General features: G+C 45.4%; 14 protein-coding genes and 2 tRNA genes. 6 read left to right on the top strand and 10 right to left on the bottom strand.

Features of this window, described 5'->3' with window-relative positions:
* Positions 1 to 27 precede the first annotated feature (27 nt).
* The 3 genes from Aso01_RS08330 to metC all read left to right on the top strand — a co-directional run bounded on the left by Aso01_RS08330 (position 28) and on the right by metC (position 2,556).
* Entirely contained in the window at positions 28 to 441 is a 414-nt protein-coding gene (locus Aso01_RS08330; protein ID WP_004932613.1) for a GFA family protein, read from the top strand.
* A gap of 183 nt (positions 442 to 624) precedes the next feature.
* Positions 625 to 1,095: an Lrp/AsnC family transcriptional regulator gene (locus Aso01_RS08325; protein ID WP_004932617.1), complete on the top strand. Its 471-nt coding sequence runs from the start codon at positions 625 to 627 to the stop codon at positions 1,093 to 1,095.
* A 297-nt stretch (positions 1,096 to 1,392) separates the two neighbouring features.
* Positions 1,393 to 2,556 (top strand): cystathionine beta-lyase, encoded by a 1,164-nt coding sequence (gene metC / locus Aso01_RS08320; protein ID WP_004932619.1) that lies wholly within the window; start codon positions 1,393 to 1,395, stop codon positions 2,554 to 2,556.
* A 66-nt stretch (positions 2,557 to 2,622) separates the two neighbouring features.
* Here the strand turns inward: metC and Aso01_RS08315 are convergent, their stop codons facing one another.
* The 3 genes from Aso01_RS08315 to Aso01_RS08305 all read right to left on the bottom strand — a co-directional run bounded on the left by Aso01_RS08315 (position 2,623) and on the right by Aso01_RS08305 (position 4,825).
* Positions 2,623 to 2,955, bottom strand: a complete 333-nt coding sequence (locus tag Aso01_RS08315) for a HopJ type III effector protein (protein ID WP_004932623.1) — start codon at positions 2,953 to 2,955, stop codon at positions 2,623 to 2,625.
* Positions 2,956 to 3,191: 236 nt separating this feature from the next.
* Positions 3,192 to 3,440 carry a type B 50S ribosomal protein L31 gene (locus tag Aso01_RS08310; protein WP_004932625.1) on the bottom strand — a complete coding sequence of 83 codons (249 nt, stop codon included), beginning with the start codon at positions 3,438 to 3,440 and terminating at the stop codon, positions 3,192 to 3,194.
* 86 nt (positions 3,441 to 3,526) lie between these two features.
* Complete coding sequence (locus Aso01_RS08305) at positions 3,527 to 4,825, bottom strand: ABC1 kinase family protein (RefSeq protein ID WP_004932628.1); 1,299 nt, start codon at positions 4,823 to 4,825, stop codon at positions 3,527 to 3,529.
* A 249-nt stretch (positions 4,826 to 5,074) separates the two neighbouring features.
* Here Aso01_RS08305 and Aso01_RS08300 point away from each other — a divergent pair, with 249 nt between their 5' ends.
* Both Aso01_RS08300 and Aso01_RS08295 read left to right on the top strand, forming a co-directional pair.
* Positions 5,075 to 6,331 (top strand): SfnB family sulfur acquisition oxidoreductase, encoded by a 1,257-nt coding sequence (locus Aso01_RS08300; protein WP_004932631.1) that lies wholly within the window; start codon positions 5,075 to 5,077, stop codon positions 6,329 to 6,331.
* A 29-nt stretch (positions 6,332 to 6,360) separates the two neighbouring features.
* Complete coding sequence (locus Aso01_RS08295; RefSeq protein ID WP_004932635.1) at positions 6,361 to 7,608, top strand: acyl-CoA dehydrogenase family protein; 1,248 nt, start codon at positions 6,361 to 6,363, stop codon at positions 7,606 to 7,608.
* A gap of 21 nt (positions 7,609 to 7,629) precedes the next feature.
* On the opposite strand, the gene Aso01_RS08290 is transcribed toward Aso01_RS08295, so the two are convergent.
* Complete coding sequence (locus Aso01_RS08290; RefSeq protein ID WP_004932639.1) at positions 7,630 to 8,979, bottom strand: MATE family efflux transporter; 1,350 nt, start codon at positions 8,977 to 8,979, stop codon at positions 7,630 to 7,632.
* A gap of 23 nt (positions 8,980 to 9,002) precedes the next feature.
* Positions 9,003 to 9,464: a DMT family transporter gene (locus Aso01_RS08285; RefSeq protein WP_004932643.1), complete on the bottom strand. Its 462-nt coding sequence runs from the start codon at positions 9,462 to 9,464 to the stop codon at positions 9,003 to 9,005.
* A 119-nt stretch (positions 9,465 to 9,583) separates the two neighbouring features.
* On the opposite strand from Aso01_RS08285, the gene hemW reads away from it, so the two are divergent.
* Positions 9,584 to 10,741: a radical SAM family heme chaperone HemW gene (gene hemW, locus Aso01_RS08280; RefSeq protein WP_004932646.1), complete on the top strand. Its 1,158-nt coding sequence runs from the start codon at positions 9,584 to 9,586 to the stop codon at positions 10,739 to 10,741.
* A gap of 68 nt (positions 10,742 to 10,809) precedes the next feature.
* Here the strand turns inward: hemW and ahpC are convergent, their stop codons facing one another.
* The 5 genes from ahpC to Aso01_RS08255 all read right to left on the bottom strand — a co-directional run bounded on the left by ahpC (position 10,810) and on the right by Aso01_RS08255 (position 17,355).
* Positions 10,810 to 11,373 (bottom strand): alkyl hydroperoxide reductase subunit C, encoded by a 564-nt coding sequence (gene ahpC, locus Aso01_RS08275; protein WP_004932648.1) that lies wholly within the window; start codon positions 11,371 to 11,373, stop codon positions 10,810 to 10,812.
* A gap of 200 nt (positions 11,374 to 11,573) precedes the next feature.
* A tRNA-Lys gene (locus tag Aso01_RS08270) sits at positions 11,574 to 11,649 on the bottom strand.
* A gap of 109 nt (positions 11,650 to 11,758) precedes the next feature.
* A tRNA-Lys gene (locus tag Aso01_RS08265) sits at positions 11,759 to 11,834 on the bottom strand.
* A gap of 120 nt (positions 11,835 to 11,954) precedes the next feature.
* Complete coding sequence (locus Aso01_RS08260; RefSeq protein ID WP_004932651.1) at positions 11,955 to 13,796, bottom strand: long-chain-acyl-CoA synthetase; 1,842 nt, start codon at positions 13,794 to 13,796, stop codon at positions 11,955 to 11,957.
* Between the two features lie 184 nt (positions 13,797 to 13,980).
* Positions 13,981 to 17,355 carry an Rne/Rng family ribonuclease gene (locus Aso01_RS08255; protein ID WP_004932654.1) on the bottom strand — a complete coding sequence of 1,125 codons (3,375 nt, stop codon included), beginning with the start codon at positions 17,353 to 17,355 and terminating at the stop codon, positions 13,981 to 13,983.
* Between the last annotated feature and the right edge of the window lie 460 nt (positions 17,356 to 17,815).

Here is a 17,815-nt window from a genome sequence, read left to right as displayed (position 1 = left end):
ATCAATGCAAACAGGGAGAGCATCATCATGTCAAATACAGCGCTATTGACCGGTAGTTGTTTGTGTCAGGGCATTCGTTATGAAATTTCAGGCCGTGGAATCGGTGAGATTATCGAATGTCACTGTCAGCGCTGTCGTAAAGCCAACGGTACGGCTTACGCCACCAATGCGCCAGTACACATTGATGATTTTAAGATTGTTCAAGGTGAGCATCTTCTTAAGAAATATCAGTCTACGCCCACCACACAGCGTTGTTTTTGCAGTGAATGTGGTTCACCCATCATGAGCATTAAAACCGATACACCAGAATATCACCGACTGCGTATTGGAACGCTCGATACCAAAATCGAGCAAAAACCGAGTATGCATATTTTTGCAGCGCATAAAGCAGAGTGGGACAGTATTCAAGATGATCTGCCTCAATATGCCGAGCGCCCGTAAGCAGCGCACGATAGATGAGTCGTTATGCACCGTGCATGGATTATGAGGTTTGTGCGGTGTGCTGCACACATAGATTGAATTTGATTCAGAAACAGTATCAATCTTGATCACAGAAAAATAGAATTCCATTTCACTTTTCGCTACATTGATGGCATAACTTTTCAATGCCTCTTCACCGATACTATGAATGTTCAACTTGATAAATATGATCGCGGAATTTTAGAACTTCTCCAACAAGACTGTACATGCGCCATTGGTGATATTGCCGATCGGGTGGGGCTAAGTAATACCGCATGCTGGCGCCGGATTCACAAAATGGAAGAAGCAGGGATTATTTACGGTAAAGTGGCCTTACTGGATCGTAAGAAGCTCAATATCAATGTGGTCGTCATGGTGTTTATCAAGATTGCACAGCACAATATGGAATGGATTCAAAAGTTTCGCGACCACATTCATACCATCGATGAGATTCTTGAAGTATATCGAATGGCAGGCGAAACCGATTATTTGCTTAAAGTGGCTGTGCCAGATGTGATGGAATATGATCGGGTGTATAAACGACTGATTCAGATTCCGGGTTTAGCCGATATTAGCTCAAGCTTTGCGATGGAGCAGATCAAGTACACCACGCGTTTGCCGCTTAATTATTTCTAATATCGATGCGGCTTGAGTTATCTGCGTATTCTTTTAATCAGAACTAAAATATAAGCCCATTGAAACTTAACATCGGTGAGATATATGCCGATGATCAACATCGTTAAAAATGTCAGACAAAAGGATGTAATCCACAATAGCAGAATAAATATGGATCATAATTTCTTTTTAATCTATGAAAGTGAAATAAAATTCTAATTTGAAGTGAAACTGATATTTTTTTTAAACTCAAAATTCAATCGAGCTTAATTATGATGATGTTGTCGAAAAGAACTACATAATCAAAAGGGTATCAAAATGAATCATGTATGTACCGATGTCATCAATTTAGGAAGAACACCGCATCGCTTTGATGGGTTAGTGAATACGCCGGTGTATCGCGGCTCGACCATTTTGGTCAACAGTTTTGAAGAGTGGGAGCAGCATAAGCAAAATGGTGGTGGTTATCGGCATTATGGTCGTTACGGCGCTGCAACCACTAAATCTTTTGAAAGCGCAATCAATACACTCGAAGGCGGTGCTGGCTGTCTGGTGTTTCCTTCTGGGCTTTCTGCATGTACACATACGCTTACCGCCTTTGTTCAAGCGGGTGATCATGTCTTGATGGCCGATAATGTGTACGGCCCGACGCGTAGTTTTGCCGATCAGATCTTACCTCGTATGGGCGTTGAGGTTGAGTATTTCAATCCATGCGACTTAGCAGCATTTGCGCAAAAATTACAAACCAAAACCGCTGTGGTGTATATCGAGTCTCCGGGTTCCATGACCTTTGAAGTGACCGATCTGGCTGCAATTTCTGAACTAAGCCACAAAAAAAATGCCAAAGTGCTGGTCGATAATTCATGGGCAACGCCATTATTTTTTCAGCCACTACAACAGGGTGCGGATGTTTCGATTCAGTCGGTGACCAAATATATTGGAGGGCATTCAGATATTTTGATGGGCACTGCAACGGCCAACGCCGATTCGATCGAACAATTGAGTCGTGTTGTGTATAGCTTTGGTGAAACCACCAGTCCAGATGATACTTATCTGGCTTCACGTGGACTACGCAGTCTGGCAGTACGATTAAAACAGCATAATGAAAATGGTCTGGCGGTGGCGCAGTATTTAAGTGCACATGCCAGTATCGGCCGTGTTAATTATCCTGCGCTTGAACACGCAGCGGGGCATGAAATATGGCGCCAATCTTTTAAGGGCGCGACCGGATTATTTTCTTTTTATCTCAAGCGCTCAGATCCGACTTATGTTGCACGTTTCTTTGATGCCTTAAACTTTTTTCACATTGGATTGTCTTGGGGAGGCTTTGAAAGCCTGATCTTGCCTGTGGGAGTGGCGCATCGCACGCAAAGCTCGGTACAAGAAGGGGGTTACTTGGTGCGCCTACATGTGGGGCTTGAGCATCTGGATGATCTAATTGCAGATCTGGAACAGGCACTTGATTTTGCCGATGCGCTTTAAGCCTGTTTCGAATCATTTGATTATTCCCCAATGCTTTGTTGGGGAATAATCAAAATCTAAAAAGACTTATTTGGCCTGAAGTGCCTTACCTTCAAAAGCCACACCATCCCAGCCATGTTGCATAAACTGACGAATATTTTGATGGTCTGTCCCTTCGGGAGTATTTAAAACGGCAGCATAATGCTCTGCAAACAAGCTTAACGTATCTGCCTGATTCAGCCCTTCAATTTTTGCATAAGACAGTACTTTGGCACTGCCTTGATTTTCTGTTGCGGCATTAGACTGCGCGCCATTTTGAAATGCAGTTGGGGTATGAACAAAATGTGCTTCAATATGAGCCAAGACATCTGCAAATTTGGCTTCGCCATTTTGTAACTGTTGAAGTAATGCCTGAGACATAAGATTCCCTCATTGTATCTGCCGTAAAGGGTTGTAAGCATAACATTGAAGCAAGCAGCAACTAAATGCTAAATCGAGAAATGAGATCGCTCATGGCGACATGAAGCCATAAAGTGCTGTGGATAACAATGAGCTTATACACAGAATCTGGACACAAAAAAAGAAGCCTAAGTGGAGGAGATAGATCCTTAGGCTTCGAATTCTTTTCACCTTAACGCGATAAACTTAAAATTAAATTAACGTTTAAAGCGCTTAAAGCGTTTGTTGAAGCTCGCAACACGACCTTCATTGCTGGCTTGACGTACTTCACCGGTATAAAACGGATGTGAGGCACTTGAAATATCCAAGGTCACGTATGGATAGACCTTACCTTGGTACTCACGTGTTTGTTTGGTTTGAAGTGTACTGCCAATTAAGAAATATACATCAGCATTGGTGTCATGAAACAATACTTGTTGATACTCTGGATGAATACCTGAACGCATGTCGACCTCGAATAATTAATCAATAATTTATGTAATGTTATATTATAACAAATGTTTCAGTCAATGTATGCTCTGCTTAAAATTTGTTAACTGGGGTTGGGTACCAGTTCTTCAAACAAATCGTTGAGGTTGTCTTCAACTTTCAAATGAATGAGATTCCAGTAATGTCCGGAAATCGTGCGGTTAACCATCAAGGTGTCGGGCGACGGTCGAAATACATCCCAGTACTTTAACGACTTTTTAACCAGTGTGACGCTGTCATGATAGGCAGAATTTTCTGCAAAGTTATAAGGTTGAGTTAAGGGTCGCAGCAGCACATCAATCCACTGAATATAGAGCTCTTCAGGAAAAGAAGATTTGATGGCAAGTGCTTGTAATGCCTCCAAATGATCTTCAATGGCAGGAATATTGTGTTTGCGTGCAGCATAAATGAGTTGTTTAAAATGTTCTACAATTTCGACACTTAAGGTTTTAACACCGCCAAAATCATAAATCACCACAGTACCATCTGGTCGAAAAGCAAAATTACCCGGATGAGAGTCGCAGTGAAAACGTTTTAAGTAAAACATTTCTTGCCCAAGGGTGCGAATCAATCGACGAGCCAGTGTATTACGCACTTCAAGTGGCCAAGTGCTTGCTGTTTCAAGCGACTCACCATGCTCAAGACTTAAAGTTAAGACGCGTCGGGTCGAATATGCTTTAAATACGCTAGGAATGACCACTTTGGCGTCTAGCGACTGATGAAAGGTTTTAAAAACTTCAAGATTTTGTGCCTCAATTTCGTAATTTAGCTCATCAGATAAGCTTTCTTGAATTTCGGCAAACAGTTTGTCCTGAAGCTTTTTATCGATTTTAATCACGCCCATGAGTCTTAAAGCCAGACGTACCTGTTTCAAGTCACTTTCACAGGCTTCATCTACGCCGGGATACTGAACCTTGACCACAACCTCCTGCCCATCATGCAGTCTGGCCCGATGAACCTGACCAATCGATGCCGCGGCAAAAGGAGTGGGCTCAAAAGATTGAAACGCCACATCGAGTGGTTTTCCGAGTTCTTTTTCGACCTGAGTGCGAATAGTTGCAAAAGGTACGGCAGGTGCCTGACGTTGTAACTTTGCAATCGATTGTGCCACTTCTGGCGGAAAAATATCCTTGTACTGTGAAGCAATTTGCCCCACTTTCATCACCGCACCTTTCATTTCACCCAAAGTTTCTGCGATCTGAATACCAATATCTTGAAATAACTTGGTTTTTGCAGCAAGTTTCTGTTCTTCATCGGCAGTGAGATGTCGAATGGAGTTGGACACGGTTTTGGTTGCAATGCTGGCGGTCATGCCTGCAAGTTTCATAAAACGCCGACCCGGTGAGCTCGCATTTTTTGCCATCTGAAGTACCTTTTCGCTGCGGTTTTTTCAATTTTGATCATAGGTGACAAAGTATATATTTCAAAGTTTAAATTGTTTATATGCTGTTAATAATGCCGAGGAAACAAGGGTTTAAATAAATATTATTTTGAGAAAAGCTTAGCAAAAATCAATTCATAAACAATACGTTAATCCATATAAAGCATGGCAAATTTTGGTGATATGGTGATAGCACAAATAAGTACAAATCAGCATCAGGACGCACTCACCATGTCGAATTTAAATCTCAACCGTGCGCATGATTCTCGTAATCATCCAGTGCCACATCATTATTTTCAGCATACCGAAAATGCACATCGTATTCGTTCAGACCAAGAGGCCATTGAGATCGCACAGCGACTGGCCGAGCGGTTTGCCCAAGAGGCATCACAGCGTGATCAAGCACGTCAGTTACCACTAAACGAAGTTCAGGCTTTTTCGCAAAGTGGCCTCTGGGCGATTACCGTGCCAAAAGCATTTGGCGGTGCTGGCGTGTCATATCGTACCTTGGCCGAGGTAATTAAAACCATCTCCAGTGTCGACTCATCTTTGGGGCAGATTCCTCAAAACCACTTGGCTTTTATCGAACATCTTCGGCTCGATGCCAGTGAAGAACAGCAACATTTCTTTTTTGATTTGATTCTTCGAGGCGCGCGTTTAGGCAATGCATTTTCAGAAAAAAATGCCAGAACCGTTGCCGATTTACAGACCACCCTACGCAAAACAGCCACCGGTTATGAATTGAATGGCCAGAAGTTTTTCGCCACCGGCGCATTATTGGCCCACTGGATTCCGGTTGTGGCAATCAATGAAGAAGGGCTTCCGTATGCCGCTTTTATTCCTCAAGGCACCACAGGGCTGAACATTATCAATGACTGGTCGGGTTTTGGTCAGCGTACTACGGCCAGTGGCACTGTAGAGCTCAATCAGGTCGAGGTGACGGAGCAATATCTGGTTCCGATTTATCGGGCATTTGAACGCCCGACGCCGGCAGGTGCAATCTCACAATTTATTCAGGCTGCGGTCGATGCGGGAATTGCTCGCGGTGCAATTGATGAAACCATTCGGTATGTCCGTCAGCACAGTCGCCCATGGATTGATGCGGGCGTCGAACATGCCAGCCAAGACCCGTACACGATTGCCAATATAGGTGATTTAAAAATTAAGCTACGTGCAGCAGAAGCCGTGCTTGATCTGGCGGCCGATGAAATTGACCGTGCGATTGCTGAACCGACCGAACAGCAGGTGAATGAAGCCACCTTGCGTGTGGCAGAAGCCAAAGTCCTCACGACAGAAATTGCGCTGCTGGCCAGCAATAAACTGTTCGAATTGTCGGGCACACGTTCGACCTTGTCGGAATTAAATCTAGACCGTCATTGGCGCAATGCGCGCACGCACACTCTACATGATCCTGTGCGCTGGAAATATCATTTGGTGGGCAATTACTACTTAAACGGTATCCACCCGCCACGCCATGCGTGGAGCTAAATTGAAAACGAAAAGAATGGAGAATAAAAATGAGCCAATTTGAACAAATTAAAGAACAGCTTTCACTCGGTGGAGATTATGCGGCCGTTGCAACAAAGTATCGTCCGATTTTCGCCGAGATTGCACAGGGAGCCTTAGCCCGTGAACAGCAGCGGATTTTACCCTTTGAGCAGATTGAACAGTTAAAGCAGGCCGGCTTTGGCGCCGTGCGTGTACCTGTGCGTTATGGTGGCGCAGGGCTGTCTTTACCACAGTTATTTGACCTCCTTACAGAGCTTGCAGCGGCAGATTCCAATATTGTGCAGGCACTACGTGGGCATTTTGCTTTTGTCGAAGATCGACTGGTGGCGCATAAAACCCAATCTCAAAAGCTTTGGTTTGAGCGCTTTGTGGCGGGTGAACTGGTTGGCAATGCATGGACTGAAGTGGGAAGTGTGCAGATTGGTGATGTGATTACCCGCGTGATCCAAAATGCTACGGGGCAGCGTGTGGTCAGTGGTGAAAAGTATTACTCCACCGGAAGTATTTTCGCCGACTGGGTCGATTTATTTGCCTTTGATGAAGTGAGTCAGCAAAACGTGATTGCCGTGATTAATCGACATGCTTCAGGGGTGGATATTCAAGATGACTGGGATGGCTTTGGCCAGAAAACCACGGGTAGCGGTACGCTGCGCGTGAATGCAGTTGAGGTGCCGATTTCGCATATTTTGCCTTTCGATCAGCGATTTAAGTATCAAACTGCATTTTATCAGGTGGTGCACTTGGCCACGCTAAGTGGTATCGCTCAGGCGGCTGTGGCTAATTTTAGTGAAGAAGTACGTCACCGCACACGAATTTTTAGTCATGGCAATGCCGATCTGGTTCGCCATGATCCCCAAGTGTTACAGGTGATTGGTCAGGCTTCAGCACAAGCCTATGCCAGTGCTGCCATCACACAGCGTGCCGCGGCGGCTTTGCAAGATGCCTATTTAAGTCATTTTGCCGAGCAGCCAGAACAAGACGTTCAGGCCAATATTGCTGCTGAGCTTGAATCGGCACAAGGGCAGGTAGTGATTAGCCGTCTGGTTCTTGAGCTGACTTCGAATCTGTTTAACGCGCTCAGTGCCTCGGCAAGCAGCACGGCCAAACAGCTTGATCGATACTGGCGTAATGCACGCACCGTATCGTCGCATAATCCGATTATTTACAAAGAAAAAGCCATTGGTGATTGGGAGGTCAATCAGGCTGCACTACCGTTTGTGTGGCAAATCGGAGCCTCTCCTCGGCAGGCCAGCTAACGCATCAAGCTAGCTCAAACATCAAGCCTGCTGTGACAGTTTACGGTTGTTGCTGTACAAGCGTGCCAGCAACAACACACAGGCAATACTCAAGCCTAAAATCAAACCGAGCCAGATACCGGCCGGCCCCATCTCTAAACTACGCGACAGATATACCCCTACCGGAAATGCGATCACCCAATAGGCCACCAGCGTAATCCACATCGGGCCTTTGGTGTCTTGCATACCACGTAAGCAGCCTGCCGCCCCAATTTGCCATGCGTCCATAAGCTGATAAGCCATTGCAAACAGCAACAACGACAACGCCACATCAAATACCTGTGGATCTTGAGTATAAATTGCAACAATTTGAGGACGTGCAAACCAGATTAAACACATGGTGCACAACGCGAAGAACGTAGCGGTGCCGAGTCCCAGTTTTTGTACACGACGCATTGAAATCCAGTTTTTTTCGCCGTAATACATGCCCACCCGAATGGTCAGTGCAATCGCCAGCGACATTGGAATCATAAAGAGCTGTGAGGTCACAGACATCGCAATTTGATGTGCAGCCACAACCGTATCACCAAGTGGGCTCAGCACAATTGCACCTGTACTAAAAATACTGACTTCAAAAAACACCGCCAGACCAATTGGAAAACCCAGTTTTAAAATACGCTTGATGATCTGCGGATCAAGTTTTTCCCAGTGGGTAAAGATTTGCGTCGACTGATAAGCCTTGGCTCGGTACACATAATTGGCCAGTGTAATCAGCATTAACCATTGCAAAATGGCGGTCGCAAAACCACAGCCTGCACTACCCAAATGCGTAATAGGCCCAAGACCATACATAAAAATAAAGTTCAGCGGTACCAGTACCACCAAGGCCAATAAGCTAATCACGGTCACAGGTCTTGGGTGGCCCATGGCCTCCGAATAACCACGTAAGGCTGCGTACATGGTCACGGCCGGCATACCAAAGCCAATTGCATGTAAAAATAGTCCTGCTTTGGGTTGCAGGCTTTCAGGTACGCCAAGTACAGGCAGCAAAAAGGGCATGGTCTGCAAAATCAGCATGGCAATCAGCCCCAGACACAGTGCCACCCACAGTGACTGACGTACCAGTCCCGGAATTTTTTCTGGTGTTCGTGCACCTTTGGCTTCGGCCACCAAAGGAGTTGTGGCAATCATAATGGCACTAAACAGCAGCATGATTGGCATCCAGAGGCCCACACCGACAGCAATCGCTGCCAAATCATTGGCCGAAAGATGACCGGCCATGATGGTATCAATCAGCCCTAGACCTGCCTGCGCAAATTGCGTGATCAAAATGGGCCACATCAACTGCAAAAGCTGTTTTAATTCAGTACCAAACCCTGAAACATTTGTCACAACACGTTATCCACTTAAAAAGGTTATCGCTGAAATGTAAAGATCACGCCAGCGAAAATCATGATCGCACCCAAAACACGCTGCCAGTTCACGGGAATTTTTTCATTGCCTAGCCAACCGAAATGATCGAGTAACATCGACATACCGAGCTGACCAAAAATGATCACCCCAGACAAGGTCAGAAACCCAAATTTAGGCGCAGTATAAATGCTCACACTAATTGCATAAACCCCTAAAAAGCCGCCTAACCAGAGATACCAAGGAATTTGCCCCAGTTGCGCGAGGCTAGGTTTTGTTGCATCTTCAAAACTGACCAATAAACCCAGGACAATCGTGCCAATCAAAAAAGAAATAAACGCTGCTTGTAAGGGGGAATGTAACGATTCACGCAATTGTGTATTGAGCGCCGTTTGAATGGCCATGGCAATGCCAATACCGAGTGCCAAGGGTAAAAATAATAAGACTTGTGACGAGAGCTTGATCATTCTTTTTCCAGAACTTATTTTTATCTGCTCTCAGTCTAAAGCAATTCGATATGAATTGAAGCCTGTCCTGATTGGGTTCGTGTTAAAATAAGTGGCTTATTATTGTTTGAGTTTCATTCTTGACTGCTTTGCTTAATCCCACCGATATTCCGCTATCGCTGTATATCCATATGCCGTGGTGTGTACGTAAATGTCCCTATTGTGATTTTAATTCGCATGCGGTACCCAATGGCGCATTGTCTATCGATTTGGAGCAACAGTATCTGCACGCACTGGTGGCCGATTTTGCAACGCAAGTGGATTTTGCGCAGGGGCGTGCGATTCATAGTATTTTTATTGGTGGCGGAACACCGTCACTGATTTCGGCGCAGGGCTATCACTGGTTATTTACGCAGTTAAGTGCTCTGATTCCGTTTACATCTGGGTGTGAAATTACGCTTGAAGCCAATCCGGGCACGCTTGAGCATGATCCTTTTGCAGACTATTTGGCAGCCGGTATCAACCGACTTTCACTGGGTGTACAAAGTTTTGATTCGGCACATTTGCAGCGCTTGGGGCGGATTCACAGTGCGCAAAATGCCTTAGATGCCATTGGCTTGGCAAAAAAAGCTGGCTTTCAACGTGTCAATGTCGATCTGATGCACGGTTTGCCACAACAAACCTTTGAAGAAGCCATGTACGACCTGCACTGTGCGGTTGAACGCGGTGCCACGCATATCAGTTGGTATCAACTGACCATTGAACCCAATACGGTTTTTTTTAGAACCCAACCAGTTTTACCCGAAGATGATGTGCTTGAGCAGATCCAGACGGCCGGCGAAGCCTATTTAACCTCACAAGGCTTTATCAATTACGAAGTATCGGCTTGGCGTAAAGAGCAGCCATCGGCACATAATCTCAATTACTGGCAATTCGGTGATTATTTGGCTATTGGGGCAGGGGCACACGGCAAAGTTACACGACCCGACGGCGTTTATCGTTATCAAAAAACCCGTCTACCCAAAGACTATCTGGCCAAGGTGCCTGCCGAGCATGTGCAATGGAAAAAGATCGCAGCAGATGAATTACCATTTGAGTTTATGATGAATGCCTTGCGACTCAACCAAGGCGTACCGACAGCCTTATATGCTGAGCGAACTGGTTTGGAGATTGACGCAATTGCACCGACACTGGAGCAACTGCGCCAGAAAAAGTTATTGCAAGCCGATGTACAGCATATTGCCTGTACCGAACACGGACATATGTACTTAAATTCGGTACTCGATGCATTTTTATAAACTTGATCTGTTTCAATAAACAAAAAAAGCCCCTCAACTGAGCTGAGGGGCTTTTTTATATGCCAGTCTTAAATTTTTCCGACCAGATCAATGGATGGTGCGAGTGTGCTGTCACCTTCTTTCCATTTGGCAGGGCAAACCTCACCCGGATGGTTATACACATAATGTGCGGCTTTTACTTTACGCAGTAACTCTTGCGCGTCACGGCCAATCCCACCAGCCGTAATTTCAACAATTTGAATTTTACCGTCTGGATCAATCACAAACGTACCGCGGTCCGCCATGCCTTCAGCCTCAATCAAAACATCGAAGTTTTTGGCAATGCGCCATGTTGGATCACCAATCATTGGATACTGAATTTTGCCAATTGCATCGGAGCTGTCGTGCCATGCCTTATGGGTAAAGTGGGTATCGGTTGAAACCGAATAAATCTCAACGCCCAATTGTTTAAATGCATCGTAGTGTTCTGCAAGGTCTTCAAGTTCTGTCGGGCAAACAAAAGTAAAATCGGCAGGATAGAAAAACACAACAGACCAATGACCTTTCAAATCTGCTTCGGTCAAATCGACAAACTGACCTTTTGAATATGCAGTGGCTTGAAAAGGTTTGATTTCGGTGTTGATTAAACTCATAACTTGCGCCTCTAAATAAATATATATAATTGCTTGAAGAGAGGATTAGCTTAAAAGATTTTTAATCATCGTAAAAACAGAAAATTTTTATAAAATTGATCGAATATTTAGATTTTTACTTTGAATGGATTTAAATCTAGATTTTTAGAATGAACCAATAAAAAAAGCCTTAGTCATTATGCTAAGGCTTTTTTAGAATCTGGTGGGTCGTCCGCGACTCGAACGCGGGACCAACGGATTAAAAGTCCGCTGCTCTACCAACTGAGCTAACGACCCTGAGTATTTTAAAGCAAGGCTTTAAAAACATTGCAAGATCAGATGTTTTCTTGATCTTACAAGAAAGAAGTTGGTAATTTAGGCTTCTTTCATCAGATCAAACAATAAGTGGTGGGTCGTCCGCGACTCGAACGCGGGACCAACGGATTAAAAGTCCGCTGCTCTACCAACTGAGCTAACGACCCTGTATCGTTTGATGGAGCGTATTGTAGCAAGTTATTCAGCTAACACAAGAGGAAAATTCAAAACAATTGCATAACTGTTTATAAAAAGCACGATTTCCTCTTGTTTAGCTAAAAAATGAACTAAAAACGGTACTTATATGCCTGAATGTTATCAAAAATGTCTTTGGTCACATCACAATAAGCCGATTCGCCAGGTAATAAAACCAGCAATCTTTCCTCGGTTTTGTTGGGATCAAAGGCCTGTTCTTTGAGCTTGTTCTTTTGATATTTGAACGTTCCCGTTGTTTCGACGGTTTCTTGTACACGTAAAAAAACCGGAACAGCATAGGCGGGCAGACATTTTTTAAATGTACTTGCCATGTGGCTCAAATCTTGATCATTCAGTTCTGCATGATCGGCCAATGTGATGGCCGCCATGCCCGCGCGGCCATTGGTGTGCGGAATTTCAACACCATATACTACGGCCTCGACAATTTTATCGTGTTCGCAGAGCATATTTTCAACTTCAGTGGTCGAGACGTTTTCACCTTTCCAGCGGAAGGTATCTCCCAAGCGATCAACAAATTGTGCATGACGAAAGCCAATGTCACGTACCAAATCACCCGTATTGAAATAGGCATCGCCTTTTTTCAGCACATTTTTTAAAATCACGGCTTTGTTTTTCTCTGGATCGGTATATCCATCGAAAGGAGAGCGACGGGTAATTTTACCGACCAACAAGCCCACTTCACCAGTTTTTACTTTCTGGCAAAATCCATCTTTGTCGCGAATTGGCTCATTTTTCTCTTTATCAAATGCAATCACGGCATACGGCGTTGGAGAAAAACCGACAGTATTATCAAAATTAAAAATATTGCTAAAACCGACATTGCCTTCACTTGATGCGTACAGCTCTAAAATTTCATCGACACCGAAGCGTTGCTTGAATTTATCCCAAATATTCGGACGCATACCATTACCAATCATTTTGGTTACGCGATGGCTCCGATCTAACTCGGTGGCAGGGGCATCCATGAGATAACGACACAATTCTCCCACGTAACCAATGGCAGAGGCATTAAACTTTTTTACATCTTTCCAGAATGCACTGGTCGAATATTTGCGACGTAAGGCCAAAGTTGCACTGCCTGCAATCACGCCACACCAGCACACCACAATGCCCGTGGCATGGTAGAGCGGTAGCGTTACGTACATCACATCGTCGGGATTCAGATCAAGCACATGGCCATACGTACCATAGGCCAGTGTCCAGCGACTATGGGTAAAGATCACCGCTTTGGGTAATCCTGTGGTACCTGAGGTATAGATATAAAACAGACCATCTTTGCCCTGAACGGTATGGGTCGTAGGTGGGTTAAATTTTGGGAAATGGTCAATTTGCTCGGCCAGATTGATATATCCGTGCGGTGCGGTGCCCACGTCTTGACGTGTGGCCTGATCGGCAAACCAATGAAAACGGTCTTCATTGATATTTAAGTCAGCACGAATTTCATCAATGCAGTGATGTACTTCATCACCAAAAATTAATGCAATCGGTTTGACCAGATTAATACTATGACTGAGCACCTTGCCTGTTTGTGAGGTGTTGACCAACGCAATTGTCACACCAATTTTTGCCAGTGCAATCACGGTAGCCAGCAATTCAGAGCGGTTTTCAAGCATGACCGCAATCACATCGCCTTTACGCGCGCCCAATGACAGATAGTAGTGGGCAATCTGATTGGCCCACTCATTGAGTTCTTGATAGGTATAGCGCTCATTTTCAAATAGTAAAGCAGCCCCATCCGGATTACGCTTCACGGCTTTTTCAAAAGCAATACCGAGGCCCGCAGGCGAAGCAGAAGTGCGTAAATAGGCTTGTTTGAGTCCATGAAGAAGGTGTGGCACCTTTGGAATCAATTGTGGAATTTTCGCGGCAACAGCCCCAAGCGTAATAATATCAGTCTGTGTGGTCTGGCTCATATACATCCTATTTATTTTTCGATCAATCCAATTATGGTGACGCATCTGCAGAAAAAAAATTCATCTAGAACTGTTCTTTTACGGCCTTTGTTCTAGTGCAATCAACCTAATCTCACAAAAGTATCAAAAAAAACCTAGTCACCGAAATGACTAGGTTTCTTTTAATGATCTGCAATTATGCAAATCATTCGGTACTAGAGGTGGTTTTCTTCGGTGGACGACCACGTGGACGACGAGGGCGGGCCGGTTTGTCCTGATCTGCATTGGCAGTATTTTCAGACGCCTTAGCCGGTGCTTTGTTTGCTTTGGCTTTGGTCGGTTCCTTTTTTACTGGTGTTGCTTGCTCGATTTCAGGAAGCGAGGCTTGCACAGCATCTGCTGCTTGATCCTCTGAGGCCACAGGTGCTGGGTCTGCTGCCGCATCTGTCGCTTGCTCTGTTGTTGGTACAGCCTCTGCCGAGACAGTTGCTGGCGTTTCTTGAGCAGCATCTGCTACAGGTGCATCTGTCGTAACAGATTGTGCGACGACTTCTGCCGTTTGCGGTGCATCTGCTTGTGCCTGCTCAGCAGCTTGCGCTTGCTTGGCTTGAACATGCGCTTGCTCAGCAGCTTGCTTGGCCAAACGACGACGCTCACGCGGATCGTTGGCAACGCGGCTCAGATCAGCCTTCGGTGGTGTGAGCGGTAAAACCGCTGCAGGTTCAGCTTCTTCAACAGGCTTATTGTTTGGAAGCTCTGCATCACGGGTCACTGGCTTTTTATCTTCAACTTTACCTTCAGACTCGCCTACCACCAATGTAGCGGCATATTGCTCAGTGAATTTCACTAAGGCACGGTTAAAGGTGGGTACGAGACCAAACTGTTCGATTAGAACCGTACAGTCTTCACCATACACATGACGGATCAGGCTGCTAATGGTGTACTGACCGAGTGTTGGCACTTGAGATGGCGTGATCTTCGGTGCTTGTACTTTCGCCTGATGCTGTCCACGTTGTTGACGACGACGCATACGCGGATCATTGCTGGCGCGTTTCACTTCTGAAGATGCAGCGACTGGTTCAGCCACGTCTGTGGTTTCAGTGGCTGGAACATCCGCTTTAGGCGCCACTTCCGCTTTTGCAGGTTGAGTCGGTGCTTTGTGCTCAGCTTTCGCCTGATGTGCTTTTACTGGTGCTGCTGCATCACGTTTTGGCTGCTGAGGCTGACCATTTAAGGCCACAATTTCACTTTTTGCAGTATCGACATTGATCACTAGCGCGGTTGCCAGTACGTCGTCACGCGGTGCATCAACCTGTTCTACACGAACCTGACGCTCATCTGCAACAGCAGGTGCAGCTTTTGGCTGTGCATTGTCCTCATTTAATACGCTTTGATCGCGATAACGATTCGGGCGGTTTGGACGTTGCTGATTGCGGTCACGACGCGGCACATGTTGGGTTTCTTCATGTGACGTTTCGTTATGCTGTTGCTGTTCAGATTGGTGACGCTTTTGATTGCGTTTAAGGTCACGTTGTTCCTGACGCGACAACTGCACAGTTTCTTCATGCACTTGTTGTGAAGCTTCTTGCACTGGGGCATGGTGTTCACGATGCTCTTTGTGCTTACGCTTTTTGTTGTTCTGACGCTGCTGCTGTGGTTTTTCGTCTTTTTCGTTGGACTCGCGTGGCTCATGTTTGGCTTGCGGCTGCGACATATAGACGTTGTTTGCAGTTGGTGCTGCCGCAGGTACAGCGCTCTGTGCTGGCACGGCTGCTGGATTCACCTGACCAAACTGACCACGACTGACTGCGCCGTTGTTGACCATTTGTTCAATCGCAGCGGCTGCATTTTGTGCCGAACGAGATTGGTCTGTGGTTTGAGCTTGTTTCTGAACAAACAAGTTTTCAAGCCAAGCACATGCGCTGGCTGACTTTTGTGGTGCAGCAGCTACTTGAGCGGCTTGTTTCGGCGATTGCTTGGTTTTTGCTGCCTCTACCGCTGGTGCAGCAGCATGAGTGTGTTCAGCTTCTTCTAAATGCCAACCTGAAGATTCATAACCCAGCTCTTTTTCGCTAGAACGTGTTGCTTCTGTACGTTCGTAGCTTGATGGTGCAAAACCTTCAGGGTTGTACTGGATTTCATAATGTGGTGTTTCAAGATGCGGGTGAGGCAGAACCGTCACGCGTACACCTGACGTCTGCTCAAGATAAACCAAGCTATGACGTTTTTCGTTTAGCAAAAATGCTGCGATTTCAACTGGAACTTCAACCTGCACTTCACCATGACGTTCACGCAAAGCAATCTCTTCAACTTTACGCATAATTGAAAGTGACAGTGAACGCAGATCACGTACCATACCGGTGCCATGACAACGCGGGCAGACATAACCGGTTGCTTCTTCAAGCGACGGACGTAAGCGCTGACGGCTCATTTCCATCAAACCAAAGCGTGAGAGCTGACCAAACTGGATACGCGCACGATCACTTTGCGTAGCTTCACGTAATTTAGCTTCAACCATACGCTGGTTACGGTCTTTGGTCATGTCAATAAAGTCGATCACGACCAAACCGCCAATGTCGCGTAAACGCAATTGACGCGCAATTTCTTCAGCAGCTTCTAGATTGGTATTCAGCGCAGTTTCTTCAACATCATGACCACGTGTAGATTTGGCCGAGTTGATATCGATTGATACAAGCGCTTCGGTTTGATCAATTACGATCGAACCACCAGACGGCAATTTTACTTCACGCTCGTAAGCTGTTTGAATCTGGCTTTCAATTGCAAAGTGCGCAAACAATGGTTCATTGAGCGTATAGGTTTTGAGTTTGTCGAGCTGACGCGGCATCACTGCTTTTACAAAGTTGTAGGCCTCGTTATAGGCTTGCTCGCTATCAATCAAAATTTCAGCTACATCATCACGCAAGTAATCACGAATGGCACGTGTGACCACACCTGCTTCTTGGTGAACCAGCATTGGTGATGGGCCAGAACTTGAAGTGCTTTGAATTTGGCTCCACAAATCTAAAAGATGTTGGAGATCCAGTTGCAATTCTTCCTGCGAACGGCCAATCCCTGCTGTACGGACAATCACACTCATGCCACGTGGCATATTCAGTGATGCCAGCATTTCTTTGAGTTCTTCACGTACTGAACCCGAAATTTGACGGCTGATACCGCCACCTTTTGGATTGTTTGGCATGAGCACCAAATAACGCCCAGCAAGTGAAATAAAGGTAGAGAGTGCAGCGCCTTTATTACCACGCTCTTCTTTTTCGACTTGAACTAAAAGTTCAGTACCTTCGGTGATCAATTCACGGATATTTGAAGTTTGGCGTGGGTCGGCGTGTAAATACGAATTTGCAATTTCGCGCATCGACAAAAAGCCCTGACGCTGAGCGCCATACTCGACAAAAACAGCCTCTAGAGACGGCTCAACGCGAGTAACATGACCTTTATAGATGTTTGATTTTTTTTGTTCGCGGGTACGATTTTCTAAGTCAAAATCGTAAAGACGATTACCAGTGATAAGTGCAACGCGGACTTCTTCAGCGTGAGTTGCATTAATCAACATACGTTTCATGGGTGTGACACCTAATAGTGACTCACTCAGATCACTGCGATGATCAGCTGCACAAACATCAATCCTTTGTATCAGGACTGGAACTCAGCAAGTGTGGTCCAGATCGTGACGTCCGATTAGTGCATAATGCTTCGGCTCAATAACGGTTTTGATGTTGGCGATACTGCATTGATTGTGGTGCAATCAACGTGCTTGAATTTCTTCACTGGCGGGTAAGCGGTGTATTGGATGATAACTTTCACTGTCACTGAGCTTGAAGATCCTTCTTATGAAGTCTTGATACGGAATGTTCATCGTATCAGTGCTATTTGGCAGTTCCAATACATCAACACTTTAGCCTGAAAAAACCCTCATGGCGCAATGTATCTGATGTGCATCAGTTTACGTTTAATAACCAACGTGTGGGTTGGCGACATATTTCTTTAAACAAACTGTTGTGCAAATGCACAATTAAACGCGA

The sequence above is a fragment of the Acinetobacter soli genome (assembly GCF_000760595.1).
Classification (GTDB): Bacteria; Pseudomonadota; Gammaproteobacteria; order Pseudomonadales; family Moraxellaceae; genus Acinetobacter; species Acinetobacter soli.
This window is presented reverse-complemented; position numbering and strand designations above follow the sequence as displayed.